General features: G+C 71.3%; 19 protein-coding genes. 8 read left to right on the forward strand and 11 right to left on the reverse strand.

Going from position 1 to position 20,585, the window contains the following annotated elements; translation table 11 throughout:
* Positions 1–83: 83 nt before the first annotated feature.
* On the forward strand, positions 84–1,226 hold the full coding sequence (locus tag ACH4SI_RS39730) for an NADH-quinone oxidoreductase subunit D (RefSeq protein ID WP_398305092.1): 1,143 nt from the start codon (positions 84–86) through the stop codon (positions 1,224–1,226).
* Between the two features lie 43 nt (positions 1,227–1,269).
* On the opposite strand, the gene ACH4SI_RS39735 is transcribed toward ACH4SI_RS39730, so the two are convergent.
* The 4 genes from ACH4SI_RS39735 to ACH4SI_RS39750 form a co-directional block, all read right to left on the reverse strand.
* Complete coding sequence (locus ACH4SI_RS39735; protein ID WP_398305095.1) at positions 1,270–2,373, reverse strand: hypothetical protein; 1,104 nt, start codon at positions 2,371–2,373, stop codon at positions 1,270–1,272.
* A 74-nt stretch (positions 2,374–2,447) separates the two neighbouring features.
* Positions 2,448–3,407 (reverse strand): ABC transporter substrate-binding protein, encoded by a 960-nt coding sequence (locus tag ACH4SI_RS39740; protein ID WP_398305098.1) that lies wholly within the window; start codon positions 3,405–3,407, stop codon positions 2,448–2,450.
* A gap of 65 nt (positions 3,408–3,472) precedes the next feature.
* A complete protein-coding gene (locus tag ACH4SI_RS39745) occupies positions 3,473–4,210 on the reverse strand; it encodes an ABC transporter permease (RefSeq protein ID WP_398305101.1) in 738 nt (245 codons plus the stop codon).
* A complete protein-coding gene (locus tag ACH4SI_RS39750; protein WP_398305104.1) occupies positions 4,210–4,887 on the reverse strand; it encodes an ABC transporter permease in 678 nt (225 codons plus the stop codon). The genes ACH4SI_RS39745 and ACH4SI_RS39750 overlap by 1 nt, the downstream gene beginning before the upstream one ends.
* Before the next feature lie 129 nt (positions 4,888–5,016).
* Here ACH4SI_RS39750 and ACH4SI_RS39755 point away from each other — a divergent pair, with 129 nt between their 5' ends.
* A complete protein-coding gene (locus tag ACH4SI_RS39755; RefSeq protein WP_398305107.1) occupies positions 5,017–6,174 on the forward strand; it encodes a betaine/proline/choline family ABC transporter ATP-binding protein in 1,158 nt (385 codons plus the stop codon).
* A gap of 90 nt (positions 6,175–6,264) precedes the next feature.
* Here ACH4SI_RS39755 and ACH4SI_RS39760 read toward each other — a convergent pair whose 3' ends face one another.
* Positions 6,265–7,395, reverse strand: a complete 1,131-nt coding sequence (locus tag ACH4SI_RS39760) for an alpha/beta hydrolase (protein WP_398305110.1) — start codon at positions 7,393–7,395, stop codon at positions 6,265–6,267.
* Between the two features lie 166 nt (positions 7,396–7,561).
* Between ACH4SI_RS39760 and ACH4SI_RS39765 the strand changes: the two genes are divergently transcribed.
* The 6 genes from ACH4SI_RS39765 to ACH4SI_RS39790 all read left to right on the forward strand — a co-directional run bounded on the left by ACH4SI_RS39765 (position 7,562) and on the right by ACH4SI_RS39790 (position 12,597).
* On the forward strand, positions 7,562–9,394 hold the full coding sequence (locus ACH4SI_RS39765) for a phosphatidylglycerol lysyltransferase domain-containing protein (protein WP_398305113.1): 1,833 nt from the start codon (positions 7,562–7,564) through the stop codon (positions 9,392–9,394).
* Positions 9,395–9,478: 84 nt separating this feature from the next.
* Entirely contained in the window at positions 9,479–10,357 is an 879-nt protein-coding gene (folP, locus tag ACH4SI_RS39770) for a dihydropteroate synthase (RefSeq protein ID WP_398305116.1), read from the forward strand.
* The gene (locus ACH4SI_RS39775) at positions 10,354–10,833 is read left to right on the forward strand and encodes a nuclear transport factor 2 family protein (RefSeq protein WP_398305119.1); all 480 of its coding nucleotides are present in this window, start codon (positions 10,354–10,356) and stop codon (positions 10,831–10,833) included. The genes folP and ACH4SI_RS39775 overlap by 4 nt, the downstream gene beginning before the upstream one ends.
* 228 nt (positions 10,834–11,061) lie before the next feature.
* Positions 11,062–11,430, forward strand: a complete 369-nt coding sequence (folB, locus tag ACH4SI_RS39780) for a dihydroneopterin aldolase (RefSeq protein ID WP_398305123.1) — start codon at positions 11,062–11,064, stop codon at positions 11,428–11,430.
* Entirely contained in the window at positions 11,427–12,020 is a 594-nt protein-coding gene (gene folK, locus ACH4SI_RS39785) for a 2-amino-4-hydroxy-6-hydroxymethyldihydropteridine diphosphokinase (RefSeq protein WP_398305126.1), read from the forward strand. Before folB ends, folK begins: the two co-directional genes overlap by 4 nt.
* A 79-nt stretch (positions 12,021–12,099) precedes the next feature.
* Entirely contained in the window at positions 12,100–12,597 is a 498-nt protein-coding gene (locus tag ACH4SI_RS39790; protein WP_398305129.1) for a DUF3180 domain-containing protein, read from the forward strand.
* 55 nt (positions 12,598–12,652) lie between these two features.
* Here ACH4SI_RS39790 and folE read toward each other — a convergent pair whose 3' ends face one another.
* The 6 genes from folE to dacB form a co-directional block, all read right to left on the reverse strand.
* Positions 12,653–13,258 carry a GTP cyclohydrolase I FolE gene (gene folE / locus ACH4SI_RS39795; RefSeq protein ID WP_398305132.1) on the reverse strand — a complete coding sequence of 202 codons (606 nt, stop codon included), beginning with the start codon at positions 13,256–13,258 and terminating at the stop codon, positions 12,653–12,655.
* A gap of 119 nt (positions 13,259–13,377) precedes the next feature.
* Positions 13,378–15,420: an ATP-dependent zinc metalloprotease FtsH gene (ftsH, locus tag ACH4SI_RS39800; RefSeq protein ID WP_398305135.1), complete on the reverse strand. Its 2,043-nt coding sequence runs from the start codon at positions 15,418–15,420 to the stop codon at positions 13,378–13,380.
* Between the two features lie 255 nt (positions 15,421–15,675).
* Complete coding sequence (hpt, locus tag ACH4SI_RS39805) at positions 15,676–16,215, reverse strand: hypoxanthine phosphoribosyltransferase (RefSeq protein ID WP_055547184.1); 540 nt, start codon at positions 16,213–16,215, stop codon at positions 15,676–15,678.
* Positions 16,216–16,277: 62 nt separating this feature from the next.
* A complete protein-coding gene (gene tilS, locus ACH4SI_RS39810; RefSeq protein WP_398305138.1) occupies positions 16,278–17,399 on the reverse strand; it encodes a tRNA lysidine(34) synthetase TilS in 1,122 nt (373 codons plus the stop codon).
* A 200-nt stretch (positions 17,400–17,599) separates the two neighbouring features.
* Complete coding sequence (locus tag ACH4SI_RS39815) at positions 17,600–18,739, reverse strand: zinc-dependent metalloprotease (protein WP_398305141.1); 1,140 nt, start codon at positions 18,737–18,739, stop codon at positions 17,600–17,602.
* A gap of 154 nt (positions 18,740–18,893) precedes the next feature.
* Positions 18,894–20,549, reverse strand: coding sequence for a D-alanyl-D-alanine carboxypeptidase/D-alanyl-D-alanine-endopeptidase (gene dacB, locus ACH4SI_RS39820; protein ID WP_398305144.1), 1,656 nt, complete (start codon positions 20,547–20,549; stop codon positions 18,894–18,896).
* Between the last annotated feature and the right edge of the window lie 36 nt (positions 20,550–20,585).

A 20,585-nucleotide genomic window follows, 5' to 3' on the forward strand; every position in this document is an offset into this window, starting at 1 on the left:
GACAAGACACCCCCTAGGGGGCCGCTGGTCCAGGGGCTGGACCCGGTTTCTGGACGGGGCGGGGGTCGAGACAAACTGTTCTCATGACGGAGACGACAGTCGGCATCGGCGGCGCCGCGGAAAGCACCGACATGGTGCTGAACATCGGCCCGCAGCACCCGTCCACCCACGGCGTGCTGCGGCTCCGGCTGGTGGTCGACGGGGAACGCGTGCAGCACGCGGAGCCGGTGATCGGGTACATGCACCGCGGCGCCGAGAAGCTGTTCGAGGCGCGCGACTACCGCCAGATCATCATGCTCGCCAACCGCCACGACTGGCTGTCCGCCTTCTCCAACGAGCTGGGCGTCGTGCTCGCCGTCGAGCGGATGCTGGGGATGGAGGTCCCCGAGCGCGCCGTGTGGACGCGCACCCTGCTGGCCGAGCTGAACCGGGTGCTCAACCATCTGATGTTCCTGGGGTCGTACCCCCTGGAGCTGGGCGGCATCACACCGATCTTCCACGCGTTCCGGGAGCGCGAGGACCTCCAGCACGTGATGGAGGAGATCTCCGGCGGCCGGATGCACTACATGTTCAACCGGGTCGGCGGCCTCAAGGAGGACCTGCCGGCGGGCTGGCTCGGCCGGGCCCGGGCGGCCGTGGCCGAGGTGCGGTCGCGGATGGACGTGTACGACGGACTCGTGCTCGGCAACGAGATCTTCCGGGGGCGCACCCGCGGGGTGGGCGTCCTGTCCGCGGAGGCCGTGCACGCCTACGGGGTCAGCGGCCCCATCGCCCGCGCCTCGGGCGTGGACTTCGACCTGCGGCGCGACGAGCCGTATCTGGCGTACGGGGACCTCCAGGACACCCTGAAGGTCGTGGTGCGCGAGGAGGGCGACTGCCTCGCCCGCTTCGAATGCCTGCTGGCGCAGACCCACAACTCCCTGGCGCTCGCCGACGCCTGCCTGGACCGGCTCGACGCGCTTCCGCCGGGGCCGATCAACCAGCGGCTGCCGAAGGTGCTCAAGGCCCCCGAGGGCCACACCTACGCCTGGACCGAGAACCCTCTCGGCCTCAACGGCTACTACCTGGTCTCCAAGGGCGAGAAGACCCCGTACCGGCTGAAGCTCCGCTCGGCCTCGTTCAACAACATCCAGGCGCTCACGGAGCTTCTGCCGGGCACGCTCGTCGCCGACATGGTGGCGATCCTGGGATCGCTGTTCTTCGTCGTCGGCGACATCGACAAGTAGGCCGACAAGGAGGTCGACAAGGAGACAGATCGGCCGGGCAGATCTACGAGATCGCGCTGCGCAGCCCCTCGGCCCCCGCGTGCTCGTGCGCGGTCTCCTCGTGCGCGGTCAGGTCGATGACCTCGCCCACCGCGCCCTTCCGGGTCTCGGCGAGGGTCTCCGCTCCGATCACATCGGCGAGGTCCTCGTCGGCCTCCGGCTCGGGCTCCTGCTGCTTCGGCGGATTCTTCTGGGTGCCGAAGTAGTCGAAGCCGCTCTCCGAACGGGAGGCGGCCCGGCGTGCCGCGGCATACGGCACCACGGCGGAGGCGGCCGTACGGGCGTGCGGAGGCGGCACCGGGGAGCTGTCCGGGCCGTCACGCTCGTCGGCCGCCGGGCGCTTCCCCGGGACGGCTGCACCGTCCTCGTCCGGGTCCGCGGCCGTTCTCCCGGCCTTGCCGCCCTTTGCTTCCGTTTTCTCCTGCTCCTTGGCCTCGGCGTCGGCCTTCTCCTGCTCGGCCGCCAGGGCGCGCGATTCCGCTTCGGCCCGCTCCCGCTGCTGCCGCGCGCTGGCGACGAGGCGGCTCAGCGCCTCATCGGCGCGTACGTAGGCGCTGAGGTCGGGACCGTCACCGGCAGCGGACCCGGCCGACTCGGCGTCCTCGGCGGACTCGTCGGACGGCGCCCCCGCGGTCAGCGCCTTCGACGGGACCGCGGCCTCCAGGGCGAGCCTGCGGCGCCCCTCCAGGGCGCTGGCGCGCTCGGTCTCGGCCGTGGCGTAACGGCGCAGCAGCTCGGCGTGCTCGTTGCGCAGCCGGGCGAGTTCGGCCCGCTTGGCGCGGAGCCTGGTGTTGAGCGCGGTGCGCAGCTCGGCCGCCTTCTCGGCGTCCGCCTCCAGCTCCGCGATCCGCTCCTCGTACTTCATCTCCTGGCGGGCGGTCTCACTCGCGGCCTCCGCGACCCGGCGGCCGGCCGCGCGGTCCCAACGGCGCGTCAGGACCGAGCCGACGACCGCGGCGGTGGCCGCGGTCGCGGCGAGTCCACGGATCACAACCGTATCGCCGACCAGCCAGGCACCGGCGGCGCAGGTTATTGACGCGGCTGCAACCGACAGCGGGGGAAGTAGCCTGTGCAGGGGTGGGGATTGGCGGTGGCGTCCACGTGGCATGGGCCGAAACTTACCGTGCATACGGCTCGTTTGGGGGGTCGGCAGGCCAGATCCGTTGTCAATCCGTTGGCAAACTACTTCACGAGACCCTTCTCCTTGAGGTAGTCGGCCGCGACATCGGCGGGCTTGAGCCGCTCGGCGTCGACCTTCTTGTTGAGTTCGGTGAGATCGGCCGTGGTGAGCACCCGGCCGAGCTTGTTCAACGCGTTTTCGATCTTGGGAGATCCGGCGGACTTCGCATTCACCACGGGAAGTACGTTGTCGGCATTCTGCAGATTTTTGTCGTCGTCGAGCAGCACAAGTCCGAACTGGTCGAGCGTGGCGTCCGTGGTGGTCGTCACGGCCATCTGGTCCTTGCCGTCCCTGACCGCCTGCTTGGCCTGCACACTACCGGTTTCCAGCGGGTCGACGCCCGCGATGTCGATGCCGTAGCGCTTCTCCAGACCGGGCTGGCAGAACGGCCGCTTCGGGCATTCGTCGCCCGCCGCCAGCTTGACCTTCTGCCCGGACTTCCCCAGATCGGAGAGCGTCTTCAGGTCGTGCTCCTTGGCGAACTTCCGGCTCACCGCGAAGGCGTTCTGGTCGACCGCCTTGCCGACGTCGAGCACCTTGAGCCCGCGCGGCCCGGCGAGCTTCTTCAGCGCCTTCACCGTGTCGTCCACGTTCGAGGAGGCCACGGGCTCGGCATTCGGCCCGTTCTTCTTCTGGTTGAGGAATTCGGCGAGCGTCGCCGCGTACTCCGGCACGACATCCATCTGACCCTTCTCCAGGGCCGGTTCATACAGCTCGCGGGTGTCCACCGTCTTGAGTGACGTCGAGTAACCGGCGTCGTCCAGTAGCTCCGCGTACAGCTCCGCGAGGATCTTCGACTCGGTGAAGGACGCGGTCCCGATCACCAGCGAGCCCTTGCCGGGCTTGCCGGAACTGTCGCCACCGCCGGACTTCTCCAGGCTCTTGCCGCCGCATCCGGTCGCGCCGACCGCCAGCGCCACGACGCTCGCCGCCGCCCCCGCCACTCTCAAGAACTTGCTCATGGGATCCCCATCCATAGATACGTACATACGGCGAGAGCATCACGCCGGTGTTCGGGTGTTCGGGTTTACGACGTCAGCGCGGGCGCCTTGGGCGCCTGGTCGGCGGGCGGGCGGCGGAACGCGGCCGACCGCCGCCCCGTCTTCCGCCGCATCGGGTCCAGCAGCAGCCCCAGCACCACGAACGCGCCCTCGACCAGCAGCGCGAGCGCCGCGACCAGCACCGCCCCGGCCACCACCTGCGCGGTGTCGGTGATCCGGAAGCCGGCCGTGATGATCCGGCCGAGTCCGCCGCCGCCGGGCAGCGCCGCCAGCGTCGCGGTGGCCACCACCTGCACCGCGGCGGTCCGTACGCCCGTCATGATCAGCGGGAACGCGAGCGGCAGCTCGACCCGGCGGATCAGCTGGCCGCCCGTCATCCCCATGCCCCGGGCCGCCTCCACGACCTCCCGGTCCGCCTCGCTCACCCCGACGTAGGCGTTGGTGAGCAGCGGCGGGATGGCGAACAGCACCAGCGCGATGATCGTGGGCCACTGGCCGTGGGTGCCCAGCGGGCTGAGGAGCAGCAGCACCAGCACGGCGAAGGTGGGCACGGCACGGCCCGCGTTGGAGATGTTGACCGCGATCGCGCCGCCCTTGCCGATGTGGCCGAGCAGGACGGCGACCGGCAGCGCGACCGCGCACGAGATCGCCAGGCAGACGAACGTCAGGAAGAGGTGCTGGCCGAGCCGGTGCCACACCCCGTCCCCGCCCGACCAGTGCGACCCGGTGGCCAGCCAGTTCCACGCCTCGCCGATGACGCCCATCAGGCCCTCCCCCTCTTACGCGCCCAGGGCGTCAGCACCCGCTGGACGCCGAGCAGCAACAGGTCCGCCACGACCGCCAGCGCCACGCACAGCACCGAGGCGGTGAGCACCTGCGCCTTGAAGAAGCTGTGCATGCCCTCGTAGATGAGGTTGCCGAGCCCGCCGTAGCCGATGATCGCGCCGACCGTGGTGAGCGAGACCGTGGAGACCGTGGTGATGCGCAGCCCGGCCATCAGGGCGGGCAGCGCGAGCGGCAGTTCGACGCCGAAGAGCAGCCGCAGCGGCCCGTACCCCATGCCGCGCGCGGCCTCTCTGGCGTCCTCCGGCACGGAGGCGAGGCCCGCCATGATGTTGCGCACCAGGATGGTGAGCGAATAGAGCACCAGCCCCGTGACCACGACCGCCTGGGACACCCCGAAGACGGGCAGCAGCAGCGAGAACATCGCGAGCGACGGCACGGTGTAGAGGATCGTGGTCAGCCCCAGCACCGGGCCCGCCACGCCCTGCCGGCGGCGGGCCAGCAGCGCGAGCGGAAAGGCGATCGCGAGACCGATCGCGACCGACGCGAGGGTGATCCCGACATGCTGGAGCGTCGCGTCCGTCAGCTCCTGACCGCGCGTGCGCACATACTCGCCGCAAATCCAATCGTTACTGATCAGACAGTTCTGGTCCGCCATACGCTCACCTCCCCCGGGCACGTGGTCGTCCAATTCCTGGGTGACCCTATCCCCGGGAGATGACAATCTCGTCCGATCGCCACACAACAGCAACAATGTCTGCCACGAATGCGGCAACAATGGGGAGCCATGATCCGTTTCGAGCATGTCACCAAGCGCTACGCCGACGGCACGACCGCCGTGGACGATCTGTCCTTCGAGGTCGCGGAGGGTGAGCTGGTCACGCTCGTCGGCCCCTCGGGCTGTGGCAAGACCACCACGATGAAAATGGTCAACCGGCTCATCGAGCCGAGCTCCGGCCGCATTCTGGTGGAGGGTGACGACGTCGCCGAGACGGATCCGGTCGCGCTGCGCCGCCGTATCGGCTACGTCATCCAGCAGATCGGCCTCTTCCCGCACAAAACCGTGCTGGAGAACACCGCGACCGTGCCGCATCTGCTGGGTTGGCAGCGGAAGAAGGGGCGGGACCGGGCCGCCGAGCTTCTCGATCTGGTCGGACTCGACCCTTCCGTATATGCCGACCGCTATCCGGACCAGCTCTCCGGCGGCCAGCGCCAGCGGGTCGGGGTGGCGCGGGCGCTGGCGGCCGACCCTCCCGTGCTGCTCATGGACGAACCCTTCGGGGCCGTCGACCCGGTCGTACGTGAACATCTGCAGACGGAATTCCTACGGCTTCAGTCACAGGTGCGGAAGACCGTGCTGTTCGTGACGCACGACATCGAGGAGGCCGTGCGGCTCGGCGACCGCATCGCGGTGTACGGCTCCGGGCGCATCGAACAGTTCGACACCCCGGCGGCGGTGCTGGGCGCGCCCGCCTCGCCGTACGTGGCCGACTTCGTCGGCGCGGACCGGGGCCTCAAGCGGCTCTCGGTGACCCCCATCGAACCCGGCGACCTCTGGCAGCCGCCGGTCGTCCACCTCGACGACGCCCTCCCCGAGGCGGCCGCCCGCCTGTCCTCGGAGGGCGCCCGGTGGGCCGTCGTCCTGGACGACGCGGACCATCTGCACGGCTGGATCCCGGCGGACGCGGCCGACGGGCCGGAGGGGACCGTACGGGATCACGCCCGCCGGATGGAGGCGTGGCTTCCGGTGGGGGCGCCGCTCAAGCAGGCGTTCAGCACGATGCTGCAGCACGACGCGGGGTGGATCGCGGTGCTGGACGGCGAACGCTTCCTCGGCGTCCTCACCCCGGGACGCCTCCACGAGGCCCTGCGCCGCTCCATCGACGCGGACGCCGGCGGCATCGCCCGAGGCGACGTGGACCTCCAGACGGTGGCCGACACCTGAGCCCCCACCGGTGGTCCGTCCCGGCTCCGCCGCGCGGCGGAGCCGCATATCGGATGCTGTGGGGAGGGGCGGGGTGGGGGAAGACCCCCCTCAGTCGGCGTGGAGGCGGGTGCCCAGCCATTGCAGGGCGGGGGCGACCTCGCGCTTCCAGGTGTTGAAGTTGTGGCCCCCGGTGCCGAGGATCATCGACGAGATGCGGGTCGGCTCGCCCCGCCGGTTCAGCTCGCGCACCTTCCCCACGAACCGCATCGTCGCCCCGTAGTTCTTCTCCCCGCGCCGGCTGCTGCTCACCAGCAGCGAGACCGGCGGGGCGGGGCAGTGGTCGAGGCGCCACATGAGGTTGTTCTCGCGCTCCAGCTGCCTGCTGCCGCCGAAGAGGTCGCCCGTGGTCGGGTCGGTGGGGGCCTTGTAGAAGGGGGACAGACCGGCGGCGGCGGAGAAGGCGCCGGGGTGGCGCATCGCCATCTTCAGGGCGCAGTAACCGCCGGTGGAATTTCCGATGACACTCCAGTTGCGGGCCTGTGTGCCCACCCGGTAGTGCTCGGAGACGGCCTTCGGCACGTCCTCGGTGAAGAAGGTCTCGGTCTGCGGCCCACCGGGGACGTCCATGCACTCCGTGTCCCGCGGCGGCGCCACCGTCGGCCGCATCATGACCAGGATGGTCGGCTGCATTCTCCCCTCTTTGACCAGCTTCTGGGACTTCTGGGGGTATTTCAGGCCATTGATGAGAGCCTCGGTGGTGCCCGGGTAGCCGGTCAGCACGAGGGCCGCCGGGAAGCGCCGCCCGGCGTAGCGGTGCTGGAAGTACTCTGGCGGCAGGTAGACGTAGCCGGGGCCGGCGATCCGCGAGAGGGGCCCCCGGAAGGTAACCTTGTCGATGCGCCCGCCGGTCTCCGGCGACGAGCCGCCGGAGCCCCTGAACTTACGGGTCTCCGTGACCTTCACCCTGGTCCCGGGGGTGTCGTGGTCCACCACCACCCCCGTCTCGTTCTCGGCCCCGAGCAGGTCTCCCCAGGAGCCGTAGAAGCCGAAAGACTGATTGGCGAACAATCCAAAAGCAGCGAACACCGTCACCTGGGTAGCCAGTAGCATGCCGACCCGGCCGAGCAGGGCGGTCACCCCGCGTCCGGCCAGCCGTGGCCACAGCCATATCGTGGCCGTGAACAGCAGCAGCGCCGCGACGACAGCCATGATCACGACGTTGTTGCTCGTGAGACCCATCACTATCTTTCTGCCGGGCGGCCGGTTCTCCGTGCCGCGGGGGTACCGCCCGGCGGGCGCCGGGGGCGGAACCCCGCCGCCTCGAACTGCATCTAGATAGACGCAAATCGTGCGGAAGCTGCGTCAGAGAACCAAAGATCCTTTGACCGAAGCGACGGGAATGCGAATGTCTGACAGTCCAGATGCCGAAAAGTCCGGAGGGGTTCCCAACCGGATACGGCGCGCGCTGCGCGGCCCGCGCCCGGCGGCGGTCCCCACGGCCGTCGGCACGGCCTGCGGGCTGATCGGGCTCGTGGATCTCGTCTTCCCGCGGCTGAGGCACAGCAGGGTGCACGCGGTGGCGGAGCTGCTGCCGGGCGCGGTCAGCTCCCTGGCCGCCGCGGCGTCCATCGTGGTCGGGCTCCTGCTGCTGATGCTGGCGCACGGCCTCAAGCGGCGGAAGCGCCGCGCCTGGGTCGCGGCGGTGGTGCTGCTGCCGGTCGGCGCGGCGGCCCAGCTGCTGTACCGGCACTCGGTCCTGGGCACCGTCTTCTCGCTCGTCCTGATGGGCGTGCTGCTGCGCTACCGCCGCGAATTCGCCGCGCTGCCCGACCCGCGCAGCCGCTGGCGGGCGCTGGCCAACTTCGTGGTCATGAGCGGGGTGAGCGTCGGGGTCGGACTGCTCATCGTGCGGTCGCACCCGGACACCATCGAGGGCCGGCCGTCGATGGCGGCGCAGCTGGAGCACGTGCTGTGGGGGCTGCTCGGCTTCGAGGGGCCGGTCGGCTACCGCAACGGAGCGGACTACACGGTCGGCTACTCACTGGGCGCGCTCGGCCTGCTGACCGTCGCCACCACCGCGTACCTCGCCTTCCGTCCCGAGCACCCGGCCGCCCGGCTGACCCCGTCCGACGAGGAGAAGCTGCGGGAGCTGCTCGCCACCCACGGGCGCCGTGACTCACTCGGCCACTTCGCGCTGCGCCGCGACAAGGCGGTGATCTTCTCGCCGAGCGGCAAGTCCGCCGTCTGCTACCGCGTGGTCTCCGGCGTGATGCTGGCCAGCGGCGACCCGGTCGGCGACGTGGAGGCGTGGCCGGGCGCGATCGCCGCGTTCATGGAGGAGGCGCGGGCGCACTCCTGGACCCCGGCGGTGATGGGGTGCAGCGAGACCGGCGGCGAGGTGTGGACCCGGGAGACCGGGCTGGACGCGCTGGAGCTGGGCGACGAGGCGATCGTGGACGTCGCGGACTTCACCCTCTCCGGGCGCGCCATGCGCAACGTACGCCAGATGGTCAAGCGCATCGAGCGGGCCGGGTACGAGACGAGGGTGCGGCGCGTCGCCGACCTCGGCGCGGAGGAGCTGGAGAGCGTCCGGCAGGCCGCGGAGGACTGGCGGGGCACCGACACCGAGCGCGGCTTCTCGATGGCGCTGGGCCGGATCGGCGACCCGGCGGACGGCGACTCGGTGATCGCCACCGCCCACAAGGCGGCCGAGGAGGGCGCCGACGAGGGCCCGTACGGGGACCTGAAGGCCGTCCTGCACTTCGTGCCCTGGGGCCCGGACGGGATGTCGCTGGACCTGATGCGGCGCGACCGGAGCGCCGACCCGGGCATGAACGAGCTGCTGATCGTGGCCTCGCTGGAGGCCGCCCCGGCGCTGGGCGTCACCCGTGTGTCGCTGAACTTCGCGATGTTCCGCTCGGCGCTGGCGCGCGGCGAGAAGCTGGGCGCGGGCCCGGTGCTGCGCGGCTGGCGGGGGCTGCTGGTGTTCCTGTCCCGCTGGTTCCAGATCGAGTCGCTGTACAAGTTCAACGCCAAGTTCCGGCCGCGCTGGGAGCCGCGCTTCGTGGTCTTCCGCAACACCCGGGACCTGCCGCGCATCGGCCTGGCCGCGATGCAGGCCGAGGGATTCGTCTCCCTCGCGCTGCCCCGGCTGCTGGGCCGCGGGCGGCGCGCCGAGCGCCGGCCCTGCGCCCACCAGGCCCCGGCCCGGCGCCGCGAACTGGAGCAGGCCGCCTAGCGAGCCGCCCGGCAAGCCGTACGGGCGGGCACCCCACCCCCCGCGTCCCCCGTCCGGGCTGCCGGTACGTCTAGCCTTAAGGTCATGAGGACGTTGCGCGAGCGGGGCCGAGTGGCCGGACTGCCGGAATGGGACCGGTGTGCGGTCATGGGCGTGGTGAACGTCACGCCCGACTCCTTCTCCGACGGCGGCCAGTGGTTCGACACCGACCTAGCCGTCAAACACGGTCTGGACCTGGTCACGGCCGGGGCCGACCTGGTGGACGTCGGAGGCGAGTCGACCCGGCCGGGCGCCGCGCGCGTCGACGAGGCCGAGGAGCTGCGCCGGGTGGTCCCGGTGGTGCGGGACCTGGCCGCGGCGGGCGTCCGGGTCAGCGTCGACACCATGCGGGCCACGGTCGCCGAGCGGGCGATCGAGGCGGGCGCGCTGCTGGTCAACGACGTGAGCGGCGGCCGCGCCGACCCGGCGATGGTGCCAACGGTGGCCGCGGCCGAGGTGCCCTTCGTGGTGATGCACTGGCGCGGCCAGTCGATCGACATGAACAACCGGGCGGTGTACGAGGACGTGGTCGGCGAGGTCGTCGCCGAGCTGCGCACCAGCGTGGACCAGGCCGTCGCGGGCGGTATCGACCCGGAGCGGATCGTGCTCGACCCCGGGCTGGGCTTCGCCAAGGAGGCCGAACACGACCTGGCGCTGGTCGCGCATCTGGCCACGCTGCGCGAACTGGGCCGCCCGCTGCTCGTGGCGGCCTCCCGGAAGCGGTTCCTGGGCCGCGTGCTGGCCGGGGACGGGGGCGCGCCGCCGCCCGCCAGGGCGCGGGACGCCGCGACCGCCGCGGTGACCACGATCGCGGCGCGCGAGGGCGCGTGGGCGGTCCGGGTGCACGAGGTGCGGGCGAGCGCGGACGCGGTGCGGGTGGCCCGGGCCATCGACCGGGCTGAGAACGCGGCGGGAGCGCTGTGACTTCCCTTACGGACAACGAGCGGGTCGCGCTGGTCAACACCGCGCTGTACGAGGCCATGGAGCAGGGCGACCACGGGGCGCTGGACCGGCTGTGGCTGGATTCGGCCGAGACCGAGGTGTCCTGTGTGCACCCGGGCTGGCCGGTGCTGCGCGGCCGGGGCGAGGTCTTGCGCTCGTACGCGCTGATCATGGCGAACACCGACTACATCCAGTTCTTCCTGACCGACGTCGAGGTCTCGGTGATGTCCGACACCGCGCTGGTGACCTGCACCGAGAACATCCTCAGCGGCGCCCCGGCCGAGGAGGAGGGGCAGCTCGGCCCGCTGGTCGGCCAGCTGGTGGTGGCCACGAACGTGTTCCGGCGCACCGACGACGGCTGGAAGGTGTGGTCGCACCACGGCTCCCCGGTGCTCGCGGAACGTGACGACGAGGGTCCGGAGGGTCCCGAGGACGACGACCGGCTGATGCCGGGCTGACGGGCCTTTCCCGGCCCGGTGATGGCTCGAATGGGTTCCGTTCGAGCTGTGCGAGGTGCGGGTAGGTGAAGGTGGCGCGGGACTGTGGGAGGCATCCGCCGCGACCCCGTGGGCATGTGCCTCCGACATTCGCAGGTAGATTCGAGGAGGTTCCCCGCCGATGGCAGGGGGTCATTGGTGCGCTCCGGGCCGGCCGGGGCGTGCCCGCGTAACCGACGACCAGCAGGAGTGATTCGGGTGGATCGTGTCGCGCTGCGCGGCCTGAGGGCTCGTGGGCACCACGGCGTGTTCCCGGAGGAGCGCGAGGAGGGCCAGACGTTCGTCGTGGACCTCGTGCTCGGCCTGGACACCCGTCCCGCCGCCGCCGACGACGACCTGACCAAGACCGTCCACTACGGCGTGGTGGCGGAGGAGGTCGTGGACGTGGTGCGGGGCGAGCCGGTCGAGCTGATCGAGACCCTGGCCGAACGGATAGCGGAAACCTGCCTGAAGCATGATGTGGTGCGCGAGGTCGAGGTCGTCGTCCACAAGCCGCAGGCCCCGATCACCGTTCCCTTCGACGATGTCACCATCACCATTACCCGGAGCCGAGTATGAGCAGCAGCGACCCGACCGTGCAGCCCGTTCCCGCCTCCGTGGTGGAGAAGGTGGACGCCGCCGATGTGACCCTGTCCAACCCCAAACGGGCAGTGATCTCCCTCGGCAGCAACCTGGGCAACCGCCTGGAGACCCTTCAAGGCGCGGTGGACGCGCTGGAGGACACCCCGGGCCTGCGGGTCAAGGCCGTTTCCCCGGTGTACGAGACGGAGCCGTGGGGCGTGGATCCGGGCACCCAGGCGACGTACTTCAACGCGGTGGTGCTGGTGAAGACCACCCTGCCGCCGTCCTCGCTGCTGGAGCGCGGCCACGCCATCGAGGAGGCGTTCGAGCGGGTACGGGACGAGCAGTGGGGTCCGCGCACCATCGACGTGGACATCGTGGCGTACCAGGACGTGGTCTCCGACGACCCGCTGCTCACCCTGCCGCATCCGCGCGCGCACCAGCGGGCCTTCGTCCTGGTGCCGTGGAACGACGTGGACCCGCAGGCCGAGTTCCCCGGCCGGGGCAGCGTCTCGGCGCTGCTGGACGAGGTGGGCCAGGACGGCGTACAGGTCCGCGCGGACCTGGAACTGCGACTGCCCGAATAGACGTTCACCAAGAGACGTCGGCCCCGGTGGGTGCCGGGGCCATTGCCGCGTAACGGATGCATGGAGGGGCGACCGCTCGGTGAAGCAACTTCGGATCGGGGTGCTGGTCGGGCTGTTCGCCGTGGCCGGTGTGGTGTCGTGGGCCGGGGCCCGGCTGTGGGACACGCTGGGGTCGCTGCCGAGCGTTCCGGTGGCGGCGCCGATCGTGCTGGCCCTGATCGCGGTCGTGCTGGTCGCGACCGCGCTCTCGCTGCGGTCGCGGCTGCGCGCCCAGCGGGAGCGGGAGCCGGACGCGAAGGGCGTGGACCCGATGGTGGCCGCCCGCGCGGTGGTTTTCGGCCAGGCGAGCGCGCTGGTGGCGGCGCTGGTCTCGGGGATGTACGGCGGGGTGGGTGTCTTCCTGGTCCTGGAACAGCTGGACGTACCGGTCCGCCAGGACCAGGCCATCTACGCGGGGGCGTCGGTGCTGGCCGGTGCGGGCGTGGTGGCCGCCGCGTTCTTCCTTGAGCGGGTCTGCAAGCTGCCGGAGGACGACGACGAGAACGGTTCGGGCCCGGGCGCCTCGGCCCGGGCCTGAACGGGTCTGAACGTCTGAACGGGTCTGAACGGGCCTGAACGGGTCCTGGGGGCCGTCAGCGGGCCATGATGAGGCTCATCGCCTCGGCCCGGGTGGCCGGATCGCGCAGCTGACCGCGCACGGCCGAGGTGAGGGTCTTTGCCCCGGGCTTGCGCACCCCGCGCATGGTCATGCACATGTGCTCGCACTCGACCACGACGATCACCCCGCGCGGTTCCAGTATCCGCATCAGCGAGTCGGCGATCTGGGTGGTCAGCCGCTCCTGGACCTGGGGGCGGCGGGCGAACACGTCCACCAGCCGGGCCAGCTTCGACAGGCCCGTGATCTTGCCGTCGTGGGACGGGATGTAGCCGACGTGCGCGACGCCCACGAAGGGCACCAGATGGTGCTCGCACGAGGACATCACCTCGATGTCCTTGACGAGCACCATCTCGTCGTGGCCCAGGTCGAAGGTGGTGGTCAGGACGTCCTCGGGCTCCTGCCGCAGCCCCGCGAAGATCTCCTTGTACGCCCGGGCCACCCGCCCCGGCGTCTCCCGCAGCCCCTCCCGGTCCGGGTCCTCGCCGACGGCGATCAGCAGCTCACGAATCGCGTTCTCGGCCCGCTTCTCATCGAACACGCCGATAATGCTCTCGCCGTCCAGCGTCACCGGGTCCGTCATGGAGCTGCCTCGTTCCTTGTGCACAAATGCGAAATGCCGCGCCCCCAAGGCTAGAACCTGGGTGACGCGGCATTCATTCCGGGTCCTCCCGGGGCCGTGTGGGCCCCGGGAGACCGGGATCAGCTCTCGGAGCCGGAGCCCGACTCCTCGGGCCGCTCGGCGCCGTCCTCGGGCGCGGTGGCCTTGGTCAGCGAGGCCGCCGAGGTGGGCTGGGCACCGTTCGCCGGGGCCAGCTCCCGGGGGGAGAGCACCGGCGGGCGGGTGGAGGGGGTACGCCGCGAGGAGCCGGTCCACGCGGGGCGGGCCGGACGCTTCACGACCGGGGCGAAGATCTCGGCGATCTCCTCCTTGTTCAGCGTCTCCTTCTCCAGCAGCGCCAGCACCAGGTTGTCGAGGACGTCGCGGTTCTCGACGAGGATCTCCCACGCCTCGTTGTGCGCGGCCTCGATGAGCTTCTTGACCTCCTCGTCCACCAGAGCGGCGACCTCTTCCGAGTAGTCGCGCTGGTGAGCCATCTCACGGCCCAGGAACGGCTCGGAGTTGTCGGAGCCGAACTTGATCGCCCCGAGCCGCTCGGTCATGCCGTACTGCGTGACCATCGCGCGGGCCGTCGTGGTCGCCTTCTCGATGTCGTTCGAGGCGCCCGTGGTCGGGTCGTGGAAGACCAGCTCCTCCGCGGCCCGGCCGCCCATCATGTAGGCGAGCTGGTCCAGCATCTCGTTGCGCGTGGTCGAGTACTTGTCCTCGTCCGGCAGGACCATGGTGTAACCCAGGGCCCGGCCTCTGGAGAGGATCGTGACCTTGTGCACGGGATCGCTGTTCGGAGAGGCCGCCGCGACCAGGGCGTGTCCGCCCTCGTGGTACGCGGTGATCTTCTTCTCCTTGTCGCTCATGATCCGGGTCCGCTTCTGCGGGCCGGCCACGACACGGTCGATCGCCTCGTCCAGGTAGTGGTTGTCGATCAGCTTCTTGTCGCCGCGGGCCGTCAGCAGGGCGGCCTCGTTCAGCACGTTCGACAGATCGGCACCGGTGAAGCCGGGGGTACGGCGGGCGACGGCCGACAGGTCGACGTCCGGCGCGACCGGCTTGCCCTTCTGGTGAACCTTGAGGATCTCCAGACGGCCCTGCATGTCCGGGCGGTCGACGGCGATCTGCCGGTCGAAACGGCCGGGGCGCAGCAGCGCCGGGTCCAGGATGTCCGGCCGGTTCGTGGCGGCGATCAGGATGACGCCGCCCTTCACGTCGAAGCCGTCCATCTCCACGAGCAGCTGGTTCAGCGTCTGCTCGCGCTCGTCGTGACCGCCGCCCATACCCGCACCGCGGTGCCGGCCGACCGCGTCGATCTCGTCGACGAAGACGATGGCCGGGGCGTTGGTCTTGGCCTGCTCGAACAGGTCACGGACCCGGGAGGCACCCACACCGACGAACATCTCGACGAAGTCGGAGCCGGAGATCGAGTAGAACGGGACGCCCGCCTCGCCCGCGACGGCGCGCGCGAGCAGGGTCTTACCCGTACCGGGCGGGCCGTACAGCAGCACACCCTTGGGGATCTTGGCACCGACGGCCTGGAATTTCGCCGGCTCCTGCAGGAACTCCTTGATCTCCTGGAGTTCCTCGACCGCCTCGTCGGACCCCGCCACATCGGAGAAGGTCGTCTTCGGCGTGTCCTTGGTGATCAGCTTGGCCTTCGACTTCCCGAAGTTCATCACCCGGGAGCCGCCGCCCTGCATCTGGTTCATCAGGAACAGGAAGACCACGACGATCAGCACGAACGGGAGCAGCGAGAGCAGAATCCCGACGAACGGGTTCTGCTTCGAAGTCGAGACGTTGTACCCGTCGGGGATCCCGTTGTCCTTCTGGGCATTCGCCTGAAGAGTCCTGGCGAGGTCGACGCCCTGGTCACCGATGTAGGTGGCCTGGAGCTTGTTGCTGCCCGAGACCTTGGCGACGTTGTCCTTGAGTTCGACCTTGATCTTGTGCTCGTCGCCGGTCGTCAGTTCGGCGGACTGGACCTGGTTCCTGTTGATCGCCTTGACGACCTGGCTGGTGTCCACCGACTTGTAGCCGCCGGACGAGCCGACGACCTGCATCAACACGACCACGGCGAGGACGGCCAGCACGATCCACATGACCGGCCCACGGAAGTAGCGCTTCACGTCCATCCATACGGGGCGAAACCGCCCCGTCCCTCCTGCCACAGTGAGGCACGGCAGCCCTGGAGGGGCGCCTGTGCGTGCGGTGTATTGCGGTGTATTTAGTGGTGTATGAGCTGTGTAATCCTCAGTCTCGAAAAAGACTGACCTTCGGACGGTACCCCAGCATTGTCACCCGACGCCGCCGTGGAGTGTTAACACATCCGCCTTCCCCTGCTCCAACGGCGGAAAACCGCGTCAGGTTCCCAGGGGAGGCGGTGCCTCTCAGCCGCCGTAGACGTGCGGGGCCAGGGTGCCGACGAACCGCAGGTTGCGGTACTTCTCCGAGTAGTCGAGGCCGTATCCGACGACGAACTCGTTCGGGATGTCGAAGCCGACCCACTTCACGTCGATGGCGACCTTGGCCGCCTCCGGCTTGCGCAGCAGCGTGCACACGTTCAGCGAGGCGGGCTCGCGGGACCCCAGGTTCGACAGCAGCCAGGACAGCGTCAGGCCGGAGTCGATGATGTCCTCGACGATCAGGACGTGCTTGCCCTTGATGTCGGTGTCCAGGTCCTTGAGGATCCGCACCACGCCCGAGGACTGGGTGCCCGCGCCGTACGACGACACGGCCATCCAGTCCATGGTGACGGGCGTGGACAGCGCCCGCGCCAGGTCCGCCATCACCATCACCGCGCCCTTGAGCACGCCGACGATGAGCAGGTCCTTGCCCTCGTACTCGGCGTCGATGCGGGCGGCCAGCTCGGCCAGCTTCGCGTTGATCTCTTCCTCGGTGATGAGGACCGACTTGAGGTCGGTGCCCATGTCCTTGTCGTCCACCCGCGCCACTCTCGTTCGACGTAACCAGCTCATCTGGCTCGGGCGGATCAGCCCTGCCGGATCACCAGTCTGCCACCCTCCCGGCGGACCTCGACGCGGCCGGGGAGGTTGATGGCCCGCTGGCCCCGCCAGCCGGTGATGAGCCGGTCGACTTCCTCGATATGGCGGGCGAAGAGCGAACCGGCGGGCGAGCCCGCGGCGATGGCGGCGCGGCGCAGCACCCGGCGGCGGACGGCGGGGGGCAGCCCGTGCAGCCCGACGGTGTCCAGCTCGACGGCGTCCGGCCCACCGGACCCGGCCCCGGGGGCGGGGGCCGGGGTGATGCGCAGGACGTCGGCCTCGGCGCGGAGGGCCCAGGCGTCGAGGGCGTCGGCGTCGTCGCGGGAGAGCTGGGCGGTGCGGGCGAGGGCCTCGACGACGCCCTTGCCGAGGGCCTTCTCCAGGACGGGCAGCGCCTCGTGGCGGACCCGGGAGCGGGTGTAGGCCGGGTCCACGTTGTGCGGGTCGTCCCAGACGGGCAGCGACTGGGCCAGGCAGGCCTCGCGGACGGTGTGCCGGTCGAGCTGGAGGAAGGGGCGGCGGTAGCGGCCGCCGGCGCCGGAGACGCGGGCCATGCCGGACAGCGAGCGGGTGCCGGAGCCGCGGGCGAGCCCCAGCAGAACCGTCTCGGCCTGGTCGTCGCGTGTGTGGCCGAGCAGCACGGCGGCGGCGTCGTGGCGCTCGGCGGCGATGTCGAGGGCGGCGTAGCGGGCGTCCCGGGCGGCGGCCTCGGGGCCGCCGCCCCGGCCGACGGACACGGCGATGGACTCGACGGGGGCCAGGCCCAGTTCCCGCATCCGCTCGGCGACCTCGGCGGCGCGCACGTCGGAGCCCGGCTGGAGGCCGTGGTCGACGGTGACGCCGCCGGCGCGCAGGCCGAGGCGGGGGGCCTCGAAGGCGAGCGCGGAGGCGAGTGCCATGGAGTCGGCGCCGCCGGAGCAGGCGGCGAGCACGAGGGGGCGGCCCTCGGGAGGCGCGGAGCCGCGGGGCGCGGGCGCCTGGGCGGCCGAGGCGGGGGAGGCCGCGGAGGGCTGCGCGGGGGCGGGGGCGGCCGGGGAGTCGACGAGGACGTCGTGGAGGACGCGGCGGACCGCCAGGCGTATCGCGGCGACCGCTGGATGGGGACCCATGTCCGTTTCCCATCTGTCATGCGAGGGGGTGCCTCGGGGGAGCGTGCGAGGTGTCGTCACGCGGGGGGATTCGTCACGCTGTGTATGTCGATGGTGACAGAAGCGAGCTGTTCCCCGAGCATCGCACGCCTACCCGTCGTCAACGGTCCCTCGGACGAGTGATTAACGGGAGCATTCGTCCGTTACCGAGTGAGCCGGTTTCACGACTCCGCCTTACGATGCACCCGCGCGACCCACTCGGCGGGTTTGCTGATCTCCGACTTCGTGGGGAGCGTGTTCGGGGAGGTCCAGACCCGGTTGAAGCCGTCCATGCCGACCTGGTCCGCCACGGCCCGCACGAACCGCTCACCGTCACGGTACTGCCGCAGCTTGGCGTCGAGCCCCAGCAGCTTGCGCAGCGCCTGGTCGAGCCGGCCCGCGCCGCTGGCCCGCCGCTTCTGGAACTTCTCGCGGATCTCGGCCACGGAGGGCACGACGTCCGGCCCGACCCCGTCCATCACATAGTCCGCGTGCCCCTCCAGCAGCGACATCACGGCGGTCAGCCGGGCCAGGATCTCGCGCTGGGCCGGGGTCTGGACCAGCTCGATGATGCTGGGCGAGGCGCCGCGCTCGGCGGCCCCCTCCCCGTCCGGCCGCCCGCCGCCCAGCGACTGGACGGCCTCCCGGAGCCGCTCCAGCAGGGTGGCCGGATCCACGTCGGTCTCGCCCAGGAACGCCTGGATCTCGGACTCGATGTGGTCGCGCAGCCAGGGCACCGCGGTGAACTGCGTGCGGTGGGTCTCCTCGTGCAGCGAGACCCACAGCCGGAAGTCGTGCGGGGCCACGTCCAGCTCGCGCTCCACATGGACGATGTTGGGGGCGACCAGCAGCAGCCGGCCGCCGCCCGGGGACCCGGCGGGCAGGTCGCGGGAGGCGGGCGCGAACGTCTCGTACTGGCCGAGCACCCGGGAGGCCAGGAACGACAGCAGCATCCCCAGCTCGACGCCGGTCACCTTGCCGCCGACCGCGCCCAGCACCGCCCCGCCGGGCAGCCCGCCGCGCCGGTCCTGCATCTTGCCCAGCAGCGGCGACAGGATCTGGCGGAATCCCGCCACATTGGCCTTGATCCAGCCCGCGCGGTCCACGACGAGGACGGGGGTGTCGGCGGCCGGGCCGCCGGGGACGGCCATCCGGGTGAAGCCGCGTACGTGCTCCTCCGACGATTTCGCGTGCCTGCGCAACTCCGCGACGACGGCGCGCGCCTCGTCCCGGCTCACCTCGGGGCCCGGGCGCACCAGCCGGGTCGCGGTCGCGACGGCCAGGTTCCAGTCGACCATCTCCACACCACCGATGCTCGTCATGGCTTCACGGTACGTGGCCCGCGCCGCATCCGGGAGGAGACGAGCGCCCCGCACACCCGGCCGCCCCCGGCCCGGCCGGGCGACGCGCCGCCCACGTCGCCCCAGGGGGTGTCTTGCCGATCATCCGGCCTGACCGACAAGACACCCCCTGGCCTCACCGGCATCCGCAGTTGGCGAGCGCCGAGGCCATGGTGTCCAGGGCGCGCTGGGCGCCCTGGGGGTCGGTGGTGCCGTTGGTCATGAACGCGAAGACCAGCAGCCGGCCGTCGGCGTCCACCACGCTGCCCGCCAGGGTGTTGACCCCGGTCAGGGTGCCGGTCTTGGCCCGCACCACGCCGCGGCCGACGGTGTCCGCGCCGTAGCGGGTGCGCAGGGTGCCGCTGAATCCGGCCACCGGCAGCCCGGTGAGCAGCGGCCGCAGCTCGGGGTGGCCGATGTCCGCGGCCCGTACCAGCACCTGGGCGAGCAGCGCGGCGGAGACGTGGTCGTCGCGGTCGAGCCCGCTGCCGTCCGCGATCCGGGCGCCGGAGACCGGCAGCCGGAGCGTCTTCAGCCGGGCGGCCACGGCCTTCGCCGCGCCGGCGAAGCTCGCGGGCTCACCGGAGGCGACGGCGGTCTGCCGGGCCAGGGCCTCGGCGATGTCGTTGTCGCTGTTGGTCAGCATCCGCTCGACGAGTGCGGACAGTGGCTGGGAACGGACGGTGGCCAGCGGCCGGGGGTGCTTTCCGGCCTCCTGGGGCCGCGGGTCCCCGGTCACCGCGACGCCGCGGTCGCGCAGCATCGAGGCGAACGTTTTGGCCGCGTCGGCGGCGGGGTCCTGGGAGCGGGCGGCCGGGCCGTGGTCGCTGTTGTCGAGGCGGCCCTCGTCGGCCATCAGGGGGGTGACGGGCGAGATGTTCTCGTTGGGGCCGATGGGGTGCAGCCCGGGCCCGGAGTACAGCGAGGTGTCGTACCCGAGCCGGACCGATGTCGTGCCGCTCTTCTTGAGGGCGCCGGCGGTGCCGTCGGCCAGGGCGCGCAGCGAGGCGGGCCCTTCGCCCTTGGCGGCGCGGGCGGTGAGGGTCGGATCGCCGCCGCCGACCAGCACGATGCCGTCGCCGCCGCCCCGGACGACGGTGGTCTTGATCCGGTGGTCGGGGCCGAGGGCGGACAGCGCGGCGGCGCCGGTCGCCAGCTTGATGGTCGACGCGGGCACCACGGCGTCCTTCGCGCCGGTCCCGAACACCTGCCGGCCCGTCGTCACGTCCACGACGGACGCCGAGCGGTCGGTGCCCAGCGCCGGGTCGTCCAACAGCGGTTCCAGGGCGTCGGCGAGCCCGCCTCCGGTGGGCGACGGGACCGCGTCCTCGCCGCTGTCCGGCGACGGCACGGCGCCGGGCGCGCCGAGGGCGGCCAGCACGGGCGCGGCGCTGGGGGCGGTGTTCCCGGGGTGACGCTCGCCACCCGCGCCCGGTCCCCGGGCGGCGCGGGCGCGTTCGGCGTCACGCTGGCCGGTGTCCCAGGGTCCGGCGGCGAGCACCGATCCGGCCGCGACGGCGAGGCCGACCGTGCCGGAGACGGCCACCAGCCGCCAGGTGCCACGCTGTTGGGGCGGAGTGCGCTGCCAGCGGTCGTGCGTCCGGCTGTTCCGCCAGCGGGTCCTGAGCCGTTCGTGGAGCGGTTCCCGGACCGGCCTGTTCCACCAGCGCTCGCGGAGCTGTTGGAGGGCCCGGGCGCCCGGCCACCGGCCCCGGCGGCGCCACTGGTCCCGCACGAGGGTCTGCCCGCGCTTGAGCAACTCCCTGAACTGCCGTGATCTGGCTTCAGGCACGACGGACCAGCCCCTTTCGCCACCACACACCTGCGT

Origin of the sequence: Streptomyces sp. NPDC021212 (assembly GCF_044332925.1) — a bacterium.
In the GTDB taxonomy this organism is placed as follows: domain Bacteria; phylum Actinomycetota; class Actinomycetes; order Streptomycetales; family Streptomycetaceae; genus Streptomyces.